This is a genomic window from Micromonospora sp. NPDC050795 (assembly GCF_044456785.1).
Taxonomy (GTDB): domain Bacteria; phylum Actinomycetota; class Actinomycetes; order Mycobacteriales; family Micromonosporaceae; genus Micromonospora.
On the sequence record NZ_JBITGE010000016.1, the window covers coordinates 126,502 to 141,819 of the forward strand.

Sequence of the window (15,318 nt, forward strand, 5' to 3'; positions counted from 1 at the left end):
GTCCTCGTTCAGGGGTGCTCCATGACGAGGACGGCGAACGTACCGGGAGCGAGCGCCTCGTAACGGTGCGGGGCGTCGCCGGGGAACGTGGCGTAGTCGCCGGGTTCGAGTTCGACCGGTGCCGCCTCGGGCCCCACCCGCAGCCGGCCGGCGGCGACCACCACGTGCTCGATACTGCGCGGGGTGTGTCCGGGCCCGGCCCGCACCGCGCCGGGCTCGAGCCTGATCAGGTAGACGTCCCGGCGCAGGTGCGCCGCACCGGCGCTGAGCAGCGTTCCGCTGAAGTCGGCCTGCTCCGAGCGGACGTGCGGCCCGTCCCCGGCCCGGATGACCCGTACGCCGTCGTCGACGGGCTCCACCAGCCGGCTGAACGGCACACCGAGGGCGACGCCCAGCGCCCAGAGTGTCTCCACACTCGGGTTTCCGGTGCCCGACTCCAGTTGGGAGAGGGTGGACTTCGCCACCCCCGCTCGGCGGGCCAGCTCGGTCAGCGAGATGCCGACCCGTTCCCGCTCCCGGCGCAGGGCTGCGGCGATGGTGGCCAGGGGGGCAGCCGGTTCCGAAGGCATGCCTTCGCTCCATTGGTCACATGTTCGGTCTGTCGAACAACGACCCGTTCAGCATGAAGAACGCACGACAAGATCAGCGCAGTTACGGCGAAACTGCTGCCCCGCAGATGTCTGAGGCAGCAGTTTCGCTGATGGTGCGCGGATCGTGGAGCTGTGGGACGGCCCTCCCGCGGGTCAGACCTTGTCGCCCAGCTTGACCTGGGGCGCCGGAGCGCGCATCCGGCGGAAGGTGATCGACCGCATGACCGCGTAGAGGAAGAGCGAGCCCATCCGCTGGTCGGTCTTCGGGAAGCGCTCCCGGACCAACTTGCTGATCTTGCGGCAGATCAGCACCGAGTCGACGACCACACCCAGCGCCAGCGCTCCCCAGAGCACGTTGGAGATCAGCCGGACCACCGGCGGCATGGCCGCGTTAGACCCGACCAGCACGATCAACGCGCCGCCGAAGAACCAGGTGCCGACGGTACGCCGGGAGTCGACCACGTTGCGGGCCAGCAGCCGTTCCGGGCCACGGTCGCGGGGGCCACCCTCGCGGCGGAACTCCGACGCCGCCTCGGCGCGCAGTTGCCGGCGGCGCTCCCGCTCCTCCTCCTTGGTGAGGGGACGGGTGGGGCCGGCCGGCCGACGGCCGACGGTCGGCCGCTTGGGCGTCTCCCGACCCTTGGCCGGGGTGTAACCCCGGGAACGCTCAGCGGTCTCCTCGGGGGTCACCGAGGTGACGGCCTCGTCGACGAGGTCGGTGGACTTGCGGCGAAAGAGCGACGGCACGCGGCAAGGGTAGCCAACGGTCCGCGCCCGGTGCACATCGCGGTACAGCGGCCGACGGCTCCAGGTCGCAGCGCGACCTGGAGCCGTCGTAGCCGAACGATGGGTGAGCGACGTTACGGACGCTCGGCGTGCGCGCCCAGGTCGGCGAGCTTCGCCTCGAAGTCCTCGTAGCCCCGGTTGATCAGGTCCACGCCGTACACCCGGGAGGTGCCCTCGGCCGCGAGCGCCGCGATCAGGTGGCTGAACCCGGCCCGCAGGTCCGGGATGACTAGGTCGGCGGCGTGAAGCTTGCTCGGCCCGGCGATCACGGCGGAGTGCTTGAAGTTACGCCGGCCGAAGCGGCACGGCGTGCCGCCGAGGCAGTCCCGGTAGACCTGGATGTTGGCGCCCATCGAGTTGAGCGCCTCGGTGTAGCCCAACCGCTGCTCGTAGACCGTCTCGTGGACGATCGACAGGCCACGGGCCTGGGTCAGCGCCACGACCAGCGGCTGCTGCCAGTCGGTCATGAAGCCGGGGTGCACGTCGGTCTCCAGCGCCACCGCGTTCAGCTCGCCACCCGGGTGCCAGAAGCGGATGCCGCCCTCCTGACCCGGGTCGCCCAGCTTCGGCGCGCGGGCGTCGGTGACCTCGTACTCGCCGCCGACCGAGCGGAAGATGTTCAGGAAAGTCATCATGTCGGCCTGCTGAGCGCCCAGGACCTCGACGTGACCACGGGTGGCCAGGGCGGCGGCCGCCCAGCTCGCCGCCTCGATCCGGTCCGGGATCGGCCGGTGGGTGTAGCCGTGCAGCTTGGGCACGCCCTGAATCTCGATCACCCGGTCGGTGTGGACCTTGATGATCGCGCCCATCTTTTGCAGGATGCAGATCAGGTCGATGATCTCCGGTTCCACCGCGGCGTTGCGCAGCTCGGTGACGCCCTCGGCCATCACGGCGGTCAGCAGCACCTGCTCGGTGGCGCCGACGCTCGGGTACGGCAGGGCGAACTTGGTGCCGTGCAGCCCGTTCGGCGCGGACAGGTGCAACCCCTCGGGCCGCTTCTCGACAGTCGCGCCGAACTCGCGCAGCGCCTGAAGGTGGAAGTCGATCGGGCGCGGGCCGATGTGGCAGCCGCCCAGATCCGGGATGAACGCGTGCCCGAGGCGGTGCAGCAGCGGGCCGCAGAACAGGATCGGGATCCGGCTGGAACCGGCGTGCACGTTGATCTGGTCGGTGCTGGCGCTCTCCACGTTCGCCGGGTCGAAGACGAGCTCGCCGTCCTCGGTGCCGTCGGTGACCTTGACGCCGTGCAGGCCGAGCAGACCTCGCACCACCTCGACATCGCGGATCTTCGGCACGTCGAACAATCGGCTCGGGCTGTCGCCGAGGAGCGCGGCGACCATCGCCTTCGAAACGAGGTTCTTCGCGCCGCGCACGCGGATCCGCCCTTCGAGCGGAGTGCCGCCGTGCACAACCAGGACGTCGTCGGTCAACGCAACCTCCAGCGCGTCGGTGCTGCTGTGTTGATGGTGGGGAGCCTGAACGTCGTCGCTACCCCGGATGCGGCCACATCGAAACGGCTCGCGTGTGTCGTCGCTTGGGCAGCATAGCCCTCGGTGACGAAAAAGGACTCGGTCACATCGGCGTGTGTGGCACTAATCGGTGATCCGGCACTTTTGCGTACCAAGAGCGCTACGGATCGTGATCAGGGCGCCGTCGGCGGCGGGGTGTCAGCGCCGGGCAACGCGAGCATCTGATCAAGCGCCACCCGGGCGTGGTGCGCGGTGTCGGCGTCCACCGTGATCTGGTTGACCACCCGGCCCGCGACCAGCTCCTCCAGGGCCCAGACCAGGTGCGGCAGATCGATCCGGTTCATCGTCGAGCAGTAGCAGACGGCCTTGTCCAGGAACATGATCTGCTTGTCCGGGTGCGCCAGCGCGAGCCGGCGGACCAGGTTCAGCTCGGTGCCGAGCGCCCACGCCGAGCCGGCCGGAGCCGCCTCGATGGTCTTGATGATGTATTCGGTGGACCCGACGTAGTCCGAGGCCGTGACCACCTCGTGCCGGCACTCCGGATGGACCAGGACGTTGACCCCGGGCACCCGCTCCCGTACGTCGTTGACGCTCTCCAGGGTGAACCGGCCGTGCACCGAGCAGTGCCCCCGCCACAGGATCATCTTGGCGGCGCGCAGCTGTTCCGGGGTGAGCCCGCCACCGGGCTTGTGCGGGTCGTAGAGCACGCAGTCGTCCAGCGACAGGCCCATCTCCAGCACCGCGGTGTTACGGCCCAGGTGCTGATCCGGCAGGAAGAGCACCTTCGACCCCTGCTCGAAGGCCCAGTCCAGGGCGCGCTTGGCGTTGGACGAGGTGCAGACCACGCCGCCGTTGCGGCCCACGAAACCCTTGATGTCGGCCGAGGAGTTCATGTACGTCACCGGGACCGTGTCGCCGGCGATGCCCAGCTCGGTCAGCGTGTCCCACGCGGCCTCGACCTGGCCCAGCACGGCCATGTCCGCCATCGAGCAACCCGCCGCGAGGTCCGGCAGGATCACCCGCTGGGTGCTGGTGGTGAGGATGTCCGCGCTCTCGGCCATGAAGTGCACGCCGCAGAAGACGATGTACTCCGCGTCCGGGCGGGCCGCGGCCTCCCGGGCCAGCTTGAACGAGTCGCCCGTCACATCGGCGAACTGGATCACCTCGTCGCGCTGGTAGTGGTGCCCCAGCACGAAGACCTTGCTGCCCAGCTTCGCCTTCGCGGCGGTGGCACGGGCCACCAGATCCGGATCGCTGGGCGCCGGCAGGTCGCCCGGACACTCGACGCCGCGCTCGGTGTCGGGGTCACTGCCCCGGCCGAGCAGCAGCAGAGCCGTCGCCGTGTTGGAGGGTTCCACCCAGGTCGAAGTCACGTAGCCCATGGTCCCACAGCGCGAGCGCGACGCAGCCTCGCTCGGTGTGGGCTGCCACACTGCTCGGCATGCGCGTGCTGCTCTGCCCGGACAAGTTCGCCGGCACCCTGTCCGCACCGGAGGTGGCCGCCGCCGTCGCCGCCGGTTGGCGCACCGTCACCGACGGAGACGATCTGCTGATCCGACCGCTCGCCGACGGCGGACCGGGCTTCGTGGAGGTGCTCTCCGAGGCCCTCGGTGGCCGGCGGGTGCCGGTGTCGACGGTCGATCCGCTGGGCCGGCCGGCGGCCGGTGAGATCCTGCTCACCGCCGACGGCTCGACCGCCTACCTGGAGAGCGCTCAGGCGTGCGGGCTGCACCTGCTCTCCCCGGCCGAGCGCGACCCGAAGGCCACCACCTCGTACGGGCTGGGTCTGTTGGTGGCCGCCGCGGTGGAGAGCGGTGCCCGCACCGTGGTGATCGGGCTGGGTGGTTCCGGCACCAACGACGCCGGCGCCGGAATGCTGGCCGCGCTGGGCGTGACCCCCCTCGACCAGGGCGGCGCCGCTCTGCCGTACGGCGGGGCGGCGCTCGCCGCCGTCGACGCGCTGGACGGCGCGCCCCGACTGCGTGGCGTCCGGCTGGTCGCGGCCACCGACGTGGACAACCCCCTGCTCGGCCTGCACGGCGCCAGCAACGTGTTCGGCCCGCAGAAGGGCGCCGACCGCGCCGACGTGTTACTGCTCGACGCGGCCCTGGAGCGTTTCGCGGCGGTGCTGGAAAAGGACCTGGCCGGCTGCCCGGCGGGGCTCGGCACGCTGCCCGGGGGCGGGGCCGCCGGCGGCATCGGCGCGGCGCTCCTCGCCCTGGGCGGCGACTGCGAGTCGGGGATCGGCCTGGTCACCCGGGCCACCCGTCTCGACGACGCGCTGGACACCGCCGACCTGGTGATCACCGGTGAGGGGTCGTTCGACCACCAGTCGCTGCGTGGCAAGGTCGTCGCCGGGGTGGCCGGCGCCGCCCGCGACCGGGGAGTGCCCTGCGTGGTGGTGGCCGGGCAGGTGAGCACCGGCCGGCGGGAGGCCGCCTCGGCCGGGGTTACCGACGCGTACAGCCTGGTGGAGCACTTCGGCGGCGAGGAGCGCGGCGGGCTCGACCCGGCGCTGAGCCGGCCCGCGGAGGGGCTGCGCGAGCTGGGGGCCCGGCTGGCCCGGCAGTGGAGCCGCTGAGCGTCTCGGCCGCCCGTGCGCCCGCCCCGACCGGGGTCGACCTGCGGCGGGGGTCACGCCACGCGGGTGGGCCCGGCCAAGGCGGCGTACGATCGGTTGAGGACCACAACCGGGAATCACTGGACGGCGTGCGACGTTGGCCAGTGCGTCCGGACCCAAACCGCGCAGGGAGACTTCCACGTGACCACGCCAGCGCAGACCGAGTCGACCGAGGCCAAGGCCCCTACTTCCGTCGTCCTCACCGACGTCGCGGCGCAGAAGGTCAAGGCCCTGATCGAGCAGGAGGGCCGCGACGACCTGCGGCTCCGCGTCGCCGTGCAGCCGGGCGGCTGCTCCGGCCTGCGGTACCAGCTCTTCTTCGACGAGCGTTCGCTCGACGGTGACGTCGTGACCGACTTCGGTGGTGTCGAGGTCGTCGTCGACCGGATGAGCGCCCCGTACCTGTCCGGCGCGACGATCGACTTCGCCGACCGGATCGACGCCCAGGGCTTCACCATCGACAACCCCAACGCGGGCAGCTCCTGCGCCTGCGGTGACTCGTTCAACTGAGTCACACCACACATCAGCGACGATGGGGCCGTTCTTCGGGACGGCCCCATCGCCGTACCGGTCGGCTGTCGCACCGGTCCCGCAGGGGCCGTGGCGGGATGGTTGCCGTTGTCCGACCGAGCGGTGACCATCGCGTTGCCGTCCCGGTAGGCTGACCGCGCCCTGCTCCCGACCCTGAGGGTTGACATGAAGATCGCCGTCACCGGCTCGATCGCCACCGATCACCTGATGAGTTTCCCCGGTCGCTTCGCCGACCAGCTCATCGCCGATCAACTGCACAAGGTGTCCCTCTCCTTCCTGGTGGACGACCTGGTGCTCCGCCGCGGCGGCGTGGCGGCGAACATCTCCTTCGGGATGGGTCAGCTCGGGCTGCGCCCGGTGCTGCTCGGCGCGGTCGGCGCCGACTTCGCCGACTACCGCTCCTGGCTGGAGCGCCACGGTGTGGACTGCGACTCGGTGCACATCAGCGAGGTGGCGCACACCGCCCGCTTCGTCTGCACCACCGACACCGACATGTGCCAGATCGCGTCGTTCTACGCCGGTGCGATGAGCGAGGCCCGCAACATCGAGCTGGCCCCGGTCGCCGACCGGCTCGGCGGTCTGGACCTGGTGCTGGTCGGCGCGAACGACCCCGAGGCGATGCTGCGCCACTCGGCCGAGTGCCGCACCCGCGGGTACGCCTTCGCCGCCGACCCGTCCCAGCAACTCGCCCGGATGCCCGGCGAGGACGTGGTGGCGCTGATCGAAGGCACCGAGTACCTGATGACCAACGACTACGAGAAGTCGCTGCTGCAGAGCAAGGCGCAGCTCAGCGACGACCAACTGCTGGACCTGGTCAAGGTACGGGTCACCACGCTGGGCAAGCACGGTGTGGAGATCGCCGGGCGCGGCATCGACCCTATCCACGTACCGATCGCGCGGGAGATCCGGGCGGTCGACCCGACCGGCGTCGGCGACGGCTTCCGGGCCGGCTTCTTCGCCGCGCTCTCCTGGGGCCTGGGCCTGGAACGCGCCGCCCAGGTCGGCTCGCTGCTGGCCACGCTGGTCCTGGAGACCGTCGGTACCCAGGAGTACGACGTCCGCCGCGACCTGTTCGTCAAGCGCCTCGCCGAGTCCTACGGTGACGCCGCGGCAGAAGAGGTCCGCCCCCACCTCCTCCCGGCCTAGCCGCCCAGCCCTCGGCCCCCGCCCCCGCCCCTCGCCCCTCGCCCCTCGCCCCCGCGATCTTGCACTTTCTGTCGCCGTTTCGCGGCTTCTGCGCACGTTAGTCCCCGCAGATACTGCAAGATCGCGTGGGCGAGGGTGAGGTAGGGCGGGGTGTGGGGACGGAGTTCAGCTCGCGCCGCCCCGCCTGTGCGGAGTACGGGGTGCGGGGTGCGGGGTGCGGGGTCCGAGGGTGCGGGGTGCGGGTCCGGGGGTGCGGGTCCGGGAATGCGGGGGTGCGGGGGTGCCGGGTAGGGGCGCGGCGGAAGCGTGGGGTTACTGGGTTCGGCGGATGTCGTAGGCGGGGCCTTCGGGGGCGTTGACCGGGCCGAGGAACTCCTGACCGCGCATCCGGCACCAGGCGGGGAAGTCGACCGCCGCTGCCGGGTCGTCGGCCAGTACCCGGACCACGGTGCCGACCGGCACCTCGGGCATCCGACGCGCCGCAGCGATCACCGGCAGCGGGCAGCGTTGCCCCCGGCAGTCGATCACCTCGTCGGGCATCGTCACAGCCCCACCACCCCGGCCTCGGCGCGCAGCCCGGCGACGATCCCCGGCAGTTCGGTCAGGAACCGCTCCACGTCCGCCTCGGTCGTCTCCCGGTGCAGGCTGACCCGCACGTTGCCGTGCGACAGCACCCCCATCGCCTCCAACACGTGCGACGGACGCAACGTGGACGACGTGCAGGACGAGCCGGACGACACGGCGAAGCCCCGCCGGTCCAGGGCGTGCAGCAACGCCTCCCCATCCACGTACAGGCAGGAGAAGGTCACCAGGTGCGGAAGCCGGAGCACCGGATCGCCGACCACCTCCACGTCGGGCACCTCCGCCGCGACCCGCTCCCGGACCCGGTCCACCAGGGCGGCCAACCGGGTCGCCTCGGCCGCCGCGTCGGCCGCCGCCGCCCGCAGGCTCGCCGCCGCCGCCACGACCGCCGGCAAATTCACCACCCCGGGGGTACGTCCGCTCTCCCGCTCGTCGGCCGGCCAGGGTGACTCCCAGCGAGTGCCCTTGCAGACCGCCAGCACCCCCACGCCTGGTGGCCCACCCCACTTGTGGGCGCTCGCCGTGAGCACCGACCAGCCGGCCGGCAGGGGCACCCGGCCCACCGACTGTGCCGCGTCCACGTACAGCGGCACACCCACGTCGGCGCAGGCCGCCGCCGCCTCGGCGACCGGCTGCACCGTCCCCACCTCGTGACTGGCGGTGATCAACGCGGCCAGCGCGACCCCAGGGGCCCGAACGGCGGTCGACCACGCGGTCAGGTCCAGCCGGCCCAACCGGTCGACCGGCACCGCGGCGGCCGTCCCGCCTGCGCCGACGTGTCGTTCCGCAGCGTGCAGCACCGCCGAGTGCTCGATCGCCGAGTGCACCAGCGTCGAGCCGACCCGGCGTCGCCCCGCCAGGCCGCCGAGGACCGCGCCGTGGGCCGCTGTCGTACCACTGGGGGTGAAGGAGACCTCGTCGGCGCGGACGCCGAGCGTCACCGCGGTGGCCTCGCGGGCGGCGTCGAGCAGTTGCCGGGCCCGGCGGGCCTGCGTATACAGCTTGCCCGGATCGGCCCAGCCGTCGTCGAGCGCGGCCAGCAGAGCCTGCCGCGCGACCGGATGCATCGGCGCGGCGGTCGCCGCGTCCAGGTAGACCGGGGATGCGCTCACAGACCCGCCTTCGTTCGCGACTGCGGGGCTCGCAACCCCGGCTCACTCCTCGCGCTCACAGACCCGCCTTCGTTCGCGACTGCGGGGCTCGCAACCCCGGCTCACTCCTCGCGCTCACAGACCAAGACGCTATCGCGGCGGTATGCCTAGGATCCCCCCGATGGGGGTCGGACAGTGACCCCACCACGGCCGAGTCCGTCATGGTCGAGTAATCTGCGACCGTCGGTGACGCCTTTGCCGCGGGTGCTGAGGAAAGACGCACCGCGGCGCGCTAGGGAGGCAGGACCAGGTGGTCGCAAGGAGTTCGGAGGTACGGCCGTCGGCCGTACGGCACAGCGCTTCCCCAGGGGTTGGTGGACGCCGGGGGCGTGGTGCTGGTCGCCTGGCCGGGCTCGGTCTCGGTGGCGTGGCGTTGCTGGTTCTGCTCACGGGCTGTGACGTCGGTCAGACGTTCCACGGCTTCGGCTGGCCGCAGGGCGGCATCTCGCCGGAGTCCAAGCGGATGTACGACCTGTGGATCGCCTCCTGCATCGCCGCGCTCGCGGTCGGCGTCTTCGTGTGGGGCCTGATCTTCTGGTGCGTCGTGCGCTACCGCAAGCGTGGCAACGCGCTGCCGGTGCAGACCCGCTACAACATGCCGATGGAGTTCCTCTACACCATCGCGCCGATCCTGATCGTCTCCGTGCTCTTCTACTACACGGCGATCGTGCAGACCGACGTCGACAAGTTGTCGAAGAACCCTGACGTCACGGTCGAGGTCGTCGCGTTCAAGTGGAACTGGCAGTTCAACTACCGGGACGGCCAGGGCACGGAAGCCCGCACCACCGCGTCGACGCTCGGCACCAGTGAGGTCATCCCGGTGCTGGTGCTGCCGACCAACCGGTCCATCCGGTTCGAGGAGACCAGCCGCGACGTCATCCACTCGTTCTGGGTGCCGGAGCTGCTCTTCAAGCGGGACGTCATGCCGGGCAAGATCCGCAACGTGTTCGAGGTCTCGAGCCTGGACGCCGAGGGCGCCTACGTCGGGCGCTGCGCCGAACTGTGCGGCAGCTACCACGCGTTCATGAACTTCGAGCTGCGGGTGGTCTCGCCGGAGAAGTACGACCAGTTCCTCGCGGCGAAGCAGAGCGGCAAGTCCACCCAGGATGCGCTGTCCGCGATCGGTGAGCAGCCGTACGCGACGACCACGCAGCCGTTCGACACGCGGCGGACGCAGGACAACTTCAACCCGGACGACGTTCCGGCCCGCACGGGAAGCTGAGGCAGCCGCATGAAGACCGAGTGGCGTATCTTCCTGATCATCGCCGGGTTCCTCTTCGGCGCCACCATCCTCTACGGTGCCTGGACGAACGGTGCGTCGGGCGGCATCGAGTGGGTCGGCACCGTCGCCCTGCTGCTCTCGTTCCTGCTCTGCTCGATGTGCGGTGGCTTCTTCTGGTTCGTCTCCCGCCGCATCGACCTGCGCCCGGAGGACCGCCCGGACGCCGAGATCGCCGACGGCGCTGGTGAGGTCGGCTTCTTCAGCCCGGGCAGCTACTGGCCGTTCGGTCTGGCGCTGGCCGCCGCGATCGCGGCGCTCGGCATGGTGTTCTGGCAGTACTGGCTGATCGGTGCCGGCCTGCTGGCCGTCGTCTTCTCCGCCTGTGGGCTCCTGTTCGAGTACTACAGCGGCACCCGGCGTACCGCCGAGCACTGACCCACCCGGTCGCCGTCGCGACCGACCCGGCACGACGAAGGCCCGTTCCCCGAGTGGGGGAGCGGGCCTTCGGTCATGCGCCACCCCGCCGGGGTGAGCCTGCGGTCGGGCGGTGCCTGTGGTCAGGCGGCGCGGCGGTGGGCGGGTCGGCGGCGGGCGGCCAACCGGGTGACCGGGACGGCGAACGCGCTGACCACCACGGCGGCACCGCAGCCGGTGCAGATCAGCTCGGGACAGTCGGCGCCGTGGCCGTCGACGCAGGGCGGCGGCTCGAACGGCGCCACGCCCTCACAGACGTCGCAGTAGAGATCGCGGTGCGACACGGGCGTCTCCTCTCACGTGAGGCGAACCGCCCCCGGATGCGACAGTGACGCACCGACGGCAGCAGAAAACTACTCAGCTGTAGTTTCCCAGACGGGTCCGACAAATCTCCGCGCACCGTCGTCCGCTCGCCGGCATCCGCGCGTGATCCACCCGATTTCGATGACGTCGGGGCGTTGGAGCGGCCCTGACACCACGGCTTCAAGGAATCCGAGGTGATCATGCCCGAGACGGTGCCGCCGGGTCCGGTGGTGCTGAGGTCAGGCGACGGCGTTGGCGGTGGCGATCCAGCGGTCCAGGGTGGCGGCGGCCGCGCCGGAGTCGATCGACTCGGCGGCACGGGCCAGGCCGGCGCGCAGCGCCTCGGTCAGGTCGCCGTCCAGCGGGCCCTGGGTGGCCAGCGCCGCCGCCGCGTTGACCAGCACCGCGTCCCGGACCGGGCCCTTCTCGCCGGCTAGCAGGCGACGAGCCACACCCGCGTTGTACGCGGCGTCACCGCCGCGCAGGTCCGCCAGGGTGGACCGGGGTACCCCCAGGTCCGTCGCGTCCAGCACGACCTCGCGTACGGTGCCGCCCTGGGCCGCCCAGATCCGGGTGGGCGCGGCGGTGGTGAACTCGTCCAGCCCGTCCTCGCCGCGCATCACGATCGCCGAGTCGCCACGGGCCGCGAACACGCTGGCCATGACCGGGGCCATCCGCAGGTCGAAGCAGCCGACCGCGCCGGCGCGGGGGCGGGCCGGGTTGGTCAGCGGGCCGAGGAAGTTGAAGAAGGTGGGCACACCCACCTCGCGGCGGACCGGGCCGGCGTGCCGCATCCCTGGGTGGAAGCGGGCCGCGAAGCAGAACCCGATGCCGGCCTCCTCGACACAACGGGCAACCTGCTCCGGGCCGAGATCCAGCGGGATGCCGAGGAATTCCAGCAGGTCGGCGGTGCCGCACAGGGAGGAGGCGGCCCGGTTGCCGTGCTTCACGACACGGACGCCCGTGCCGGCGACCACCAGCGCCGTCATCGTGGAGATGTTCACCGTGTGGGCGAGGTCACCGCCGGTGCCGACCACGTCGAGCGCGGTGCGGCGCAGCTCCTCGGGGAGCACCACCGGGACCGCGCGACCGAGCATCGCCTCCACCAGGCCGGCCAGCTCGGCGGGCGTCTCACCCTTGGCCCGCAGCGCCACGGCGAAGGCGGCGATCTGCGCCGCGCTCGCCGAGCCGGTCATGATCTCGTCCATCGCCCAGGCGGTGTCGGCGGTGGAGAGTTCGTCGCCGCGCAGCAGCGTGTTGAGCAGGTGCGGCCAGGTCCGATCGCCCATGGCGGGCCTCCCGAGCATGCGAAGTGCGGGTGGGCTGGAACCGGCGCCGACGAGATCCGGCGCCGTGGGGGGTGCCGGAGGAGCGGGGGACGTCAGGCGGGTGCGTGCGTCCGCAGCAGCTCGGCCACCGTGCCGCCGGTGGTCACCGGGTCGAGCGGGTGCACCAGCGTCGCGTCGACCTCGGCGTACGCGGCGAGCCATCGGTCCGCGGCGCGGGCGATCACCAGGCAGGTCGGGGGAGCGTCGTCCCGGTCGTCCTTGATCTGCCGGGCGATGCCGATGCCTCCGCCCGGGCTCGCCTCACCGTCGAGCAGCAGCAGGTCGATCTCGTAGTCGTCGACCAGCCGGATGGTCTCCGCGTAGGTCGACGCCTCGACGAACTCGATCTGCAGACCGGGAGCGGGCCGGGTGCCGACGGCCATCCGCATCCGATCACGGACCTGCGGGTCGTCGCTGTAGAGCAACACGGTGCAAAGACGATCGGTCATGCCAGGACTCCGCTTCCACCTCGTAGCTGCCCGCAGATCGTACCGGTCGGCGTGACGTAGCCGACATCCCGCCCGACGTCGCGCGCCGGGCGTACCGTCCGGGCAGCTCACGCGGGCGCGGCGTCGGCGGCGCGTTCGCGGGCCTCCTGGCGGTCCAGCTCGCGGTCCACCCGCCGGGCCTCCCGTTCGGACTGCTTGACCCACTGCACCACCAGCACCGCGAGCATGGTCACACTGACGAATTCGCCACCGGCCCAGAGGATGCCGCCGGCGACCACCTGGTCCTGCCACGGGTCGGCCCAACCGAGGTTGAGCGACGGGTACCAGTCGCCGCCGAAGAGCGTGCTGCTCTGCATGATGGTGAGGCCGAGCACTGTGTGGAACGGCACGGAGAGCAGCATCAGCAGCGCACGCGCCGGGTACGGCCAGCGGCCGGGAAGCGGGTCGAGGCCGAGCAGCGGCCAGAAGAACACGCAGCCGGTCATGATGAAGTGCGCGTGCACCAGCTCGTGCGCCCAGGCGTGCTCGAGGGTGTAGCGGTACAGGTCACTGAAGTACAGCACGAACGGGTTGACCACGAAGATGGCGAACGCCACCAGCGGGAAGCTGTAGACCCGGGCGACACGGCTGTGCACGATCGCGAGCAGGCGCTTGCGTGGCCCGACCGGCAGGGTGCGCAGGGCCAGGGTCATCGGCGCGCCCAGGGCCAGGAAGATCGGCGCCACCATGGACAGCACCATGTGCTGGATCATGTGCACGGACAGCAGCGCGGTGTCGTACGCGTGCAGTCCGCTGACCGTGACGAGCGCGATGCCGCCCAGGCCGGGGCCGAGGAAGAACACGGTACGGGCGATCGGCCAGCGGTCGCCGCGCAGGCGCAGCCGGTACACCCCGTAGAGGTACAGGCCGGCGGCGAGCACCAGGCCGAGGGCCAGCCAGCTGTCCAGCCGGGTCTCGGTCAGCACCGCGCCGACGGTGAACGGCGGCGGGGCCGAGGTGGCGGCGAAGATCGGATCGACGTGCAGCACGCTTTTCAGGCTAGGCCAGGCGAACCGGACCCTGACGCTCGGGCCACGGAAGGCGCAGGTTTGCCACCCCGCTGATCGGCGGCCCCGGTCAGGGGCAATAATGACGGCGTGACTGCGGCCCCAGCCATTGACAAGAGCCGGATCCACTCTCTGACCCGACCAAACATGGTCAGCGTCGGGACGATCGTGTGGCTCTCCAGTGAACTCATGTTCTTCGCGGCGCTGTTCGCGATGTACTTCTCCATCCGCGCGGCTGCGCCGGAGCAATGGGAGAAGCACACCGAGGCGCTGAACATCCCGTACGCGACCACCTTCACGGTGATCCTGGTGCTGTCCTCGGTGACGTGCCAGCTCGGCGTCTTCGCGGCGGAAAAGGGTGACGTGCACGCGCTGCGGCGCTGGTTCACCGTCACCTTCGTGATGGGCCTGATCTTCGTCCTCGGCCAGCTGAACGAGTACCGGCACCTGGTCGCCGACGGCATCAAGATCAACGAAGACGGGTACGGGTCGGTGTTCTACCTGACCACCGGCTTCCACGGCCTGCACGTGACCGGTGGTCTGATCGCCTTCATCATCTTCATGGTCCGTACGACCATGGGCCGGTTCACTCCGGCGCAGGCGACCTCGGCGATCGTCGTGTCGTACTACTGGCACTTCGTCGACGTCGTGTGGATCGGGCTGTACGCCATGATCTACTGGCTCCAGTGATCTTGCGCGTCACATTCCGCGCTGCTGCTCCGTCCCCTGAGACAGGTCCAACCGGTTAAGGACACCGCTCATGACTTCTGACAACGACCGCCGACGCGGTCTGCTCGCGCGGTTGCGCGAGCGGCCCGCCGCGCGCAGCAGGGGCCGCCGCCGGCTGGGCGCCGCGGTCCGGCTGATCGCCGCGTTGATGCTCGCCGGTGGCGCGTACACCGTCTTCGCCCCGGGCGCCCAGGCGCAGGACAACCCGCAGCTGACCGGCGCCGCCGCCGAGGGCAAGGCGCTGTTCGACGTGAGCTGCGTGACCTGCCACGGCCGCAACGCCCAGGGCGTCGAGGGCCGCGGGCCGAGCCTGATCGGCGTCGGCGCGGCATCGGTCGAGTTCCAGGTCAGCTCCGGGCGGATGCCGCTGGCCCGCCAGGAGGCCCAGGCGCACCGCAAGCCCCCGGTCTTCACCGACGAGCAGACCCGTCAGCTGGCCCAGTACATCCAGGAGCTTGGCGGCGGCCCGGTCGTGCCCGAGGGCGACGACCTCCGCGAGGACGGCAACGTCGCCTCCGGCGGTGAGCTGTTCCGGATCAACTGCTCGCAGTGCCACGCCTTCGGTGGCGGCGGCGGTGCGCTGTCCTCGGGCAAGTTCGCCCCGAGCCTGCACCCCGCGACCGACCGCCAGATCTACGCGGCGATGTTGAGCGGCCCGCAGAACATGCCGGTGTTCGGCGACAACCAGCTCCGGCCCGAGCAGAAGGCCGACATCATCGCCTACATCCAGGAGACGCTGAAGCACGACCAGGACCCGGGTGGGTTCAACCTCGGACGGTACGGCCCGTCCACCGAGGGTTTGGCGATCTTCCTGGTCGGCATCGTCGCGCTCGTCTTCGCCAGCCTGTGGATCGCGGGTAAGTCGTGATCGAGCAGGCCATCCGACTCAGTG

Annotated in this window: 17 protein-coding genes; 7 read left to right on the top strand and 10 right to left on the bottom strand. The window is 71.0% G+C overall.

Going from position 1 to position 15,318, the window contains the following annotated elements:
• Nucleotides 1-8 precede the first annotated feature (8 nt).
• The 4 genes from ACIBEF_RS16595 to nadA all read right to left on the bottom strand — a co-directional run bounded on the left by ACIBEF_RS16595 (nucleotide 9) and on the right by nadA (nucleotide 4,218).
• Nucleotides 9-569, bottom strand: a complete 561-nt coding sequence (locus ACIBEF_RS16595) for an XRE family transcriptional regulator (RefSeq protein WP_357202862.1) — start codon at nucleotides 567-569, stop codon at nucleotides 9-11.
• Between the two features lie 174 nt (nucleotides 570-743).
• Complete coding sequence (locus ACIBEF_RS16600) at nucleotides 744-1,337, bottom strand: DUF3043 domain-containing protein (RefSeq protein ID WP_355007751.1); 594 nt, start codon at nucleotides 1,335-1,337, stop codon at nucleotides 744-746.
• Between the two features lie 113 nt (nucleotides 1,338-1,450).
• Nucleotides 1,451-2,818 carry a UDP-N-acetylglucosamine 1-carboxyvinyltransferase gene (murA, locus tag ACIBEF_RS16605; protein WP_247669761.1) on the bottom strand — a complete coding sequence of 456 codons (1,368 nt, stop codon included), beginning with the start codon at nucleotides 2,816-2,818 and terminating at the stop codon, nucleotides 1,451-1,453.
• Between the two features lie 200 nt (nucleotides 2,819-3,018).
• The gene (gene nadA, locus ACIBEF_RS16610) at nucleotides 3,019-4,218 is read right to left on the bottom strand and encodes a quinolinate synthase NadA (RefSeq protein ID WP_396794144.1); all 1,200 of its coding nucleotides are present in this window, start codon (nucleotides 4,216-4,218) and stop codon (nucleotides 3,019-3,021) included.
• Nucleotides 4,219-4,286: 68 nt separating this feature from the next.
• On the opposite strand from nadA, the gene ACIBEF_RS16615 reads away from it, so the two are divergent.
• The 3 genes from ACIBEF_RS16615 to ACIBEF_RS16625 all read left to right on the top strand — a co-directional run bounded on the left by ACIBEF_RS16615 (nucleotide 4,287) and on the right by ACIBEF_RS16625 (nucleotide 7,142).
• Entirely contained in the window at nucleotides 4,287-5,426 is a 1,140-nt protein-coding gene (locus ACIBEF_RS16615; RefSeq protein WP_396794171.1) for a glycerate kinase, read from the top strand.
• A 180-nt stretch (nucleotides 5,427-5,606) separates the two neighbouring features.
• The gene (gene erpA / locus ACIBEF_RS16620; RefSeq protein ID WP_091407494.1) at nucleotides 5,607-5,975 is read left to right on the top strand and encodes an iron-sulfur cluster insertion protein ErpA; all 369 of its coding nucleotides are present in this window, start codon (nucleotides 5,607-5,609) and stop codon (nucleotides 5,973-5,975) included.
• Nucleotides 5,976-6,161: 186 nt separating this feature from the next.
• On the top strand, nucleotides 6,162-7,142 hold the full coding sequence (locus ACIBEF_RS16625; RefSeq protein ID WP_396794145.1) for a carbohydrate kinase family protein: 981 nt from the start codon (nucleotides 6,162-6,164) through the stop codon (nucleotides 7,140-7,142).
• 312 nt (nucleotides 7,143-7,454) lie between these two features.
• Here ACIBEF_RS16625 and ACIBEF_RS16630 read toward each other — a convergent pair whose 3' ends face one another.
• Complete coding sequence (locus ACIBEF_RS16630; protein WP_396794146.1) at nucleotides 7,455-7,688, bottom strand: sulfurtransferase TusA family protein; 234 nt, start codon at nucleotides 7,686-7,688, stop codon at nucleotides 7,455-7,457.
• Complete coding sequence (locus ACIBEF_RS16635) at nucleotides 7,685-8,836, bottom strand: cysteine desulfurase family protein (RefSeq protein ID WP_396794147.1); 1,152 nt, start codon at nucleotides 8,834-8,836, stop codon at nucleotides 7,685-7,687. The genes ACIBEF_RS16630 and ACIBEF_RS16635 overlap by 4 nt, the downstream gene beginning before the upstream one ends.
• Before the next feature lie 289 nt (nucleotides 8,837-9,125).
• On the opposite strand from ACIBEF_RS16635, the gene coxB reads away from it, so the two are divergent.
• On the top strand, nucleotides 9,126-10,097 hold the full coding sequence (gene coxB, locus ACIBEF_RS16640) for a cytochrome c oxidase subunit II (RefSeq protein ID WP_266304854.1): 972 nt from the start codon (nucleotides 9,126-9,128) through the stop codon (nucleotides 10,095-10,097).
• A 9-nt stretch (nucleotides 10,098-10,106) separates the two neighbouring features.
• Nucleotides 10,107-10,532 carry a cytochrome c oxidase subunit 4 gene (locus ACIBEF_RS16645; protein WP_091407506.1) on the top strand — a complete coding sequence of 142 codons (426 nt, stop codon included), beginning with the start codon at nucleotides 10,107-10,109 and terminating at the stop codon, nucleotides 10,530-10,532.
• A 122-nt stretch (nucleotides 10,533-10,654) separates the two neighbouring features.
• Here the strand turns inward: ACIBEF_RS16645 and ACIBEF_RS16650 are convergent, their stop codons facing one another.
• The 4 genes from ACIBEF_RS16650 to ACIBEF_RS16665 form a co-directional block, all read right to left on the bottom strand.
• On the bottom strand, nucleotides 10,655-10,855 hold the full coding sequence (locus ACIBEF_RS16650) for a hypothetical protein (protein ID WP_396794148.1): 201 nt from the start codon (nucleotides 10,853-10,855) through the stop codon (nucleotides 10,655-10,657).
• Nucleotides 10,856-11,113: 258 nt separating this feature from the next.
• Complete coding sequence (gene trpD / locus ACIBEF_RS16655) at nucleotides 11,114-12,163, bottom strand: anthranilate phosphoribosyltransferase (RefSeq protein WP_396794149.1); 1,050 nt, start codon at nucleotides 12,161-12,163, stop codon at nucleotides 11,114-11,116.
• Between the two features lie 92 nt (nucleotides 12,164-12,255).
• Nucleotides 12,256-12,651, bottom strand: a complete 396-nt coding sequence (locus ACIBEF_RS16660; protein WP_196925327.1) for a hypothetical protein — start codon at nucleotides 12,649-12,651, stop codon at nucleotides 12,256-12,258.
• A gap of 107 nt (nucleotides 12,652-12,758) precedes the next feature.
• Nucleotides 12,759-13,679, bottom strand: coding sequence for a cytochrome c oxidase assembly protein (locus ACIBEF_RS16665; RefSeq protein ID WP_396794150.1), 921 nt, complete (start codon nucleotides 13,677-13,679; stop codon nucleotides 12,759-12,761).
• A 108-nt stretch (nucleotides 13,680-13,787) separates the two neighbouring features.
• Here ACIBEF_RS16665 and ACIBEF_RS16670 point away from each other — a divergent pair, with 108 nt between their 5' ends.
• Together ACIBEF_RS16670 and ACIBEF_RS16675 are read left to right on the top strand one after the other, a co-directional pair.
• Nucleotides 13,788-14,387 carry a heme-copper oxidase subunit III gene (locus tag ACIBEF_RS16670; protein WP_112582810.1) on the top strand — a complete coding sequence of 200 codons (600 nt, stop codon included), beginning with the start codon at nucleotides 13,788-13,790 and terminating at the stop codon, nucleotides 14,385-14,387.
• A gap of 70 nt (nucleotides 14,388-14,457) precedes the next feature.
• Nucleotides 14,458-15,294, top strand: coding sequence for a cytochrome c (locus ACIBEF_RS16675; protein WP_396794151.1), 837 nt, complete (start codon nucleotides 14,458-14,460; stop codon nucleotides 15,292-15,294).
• Nucleotides 15,295-15,318 lie beyond the last annotated feature (24 nt).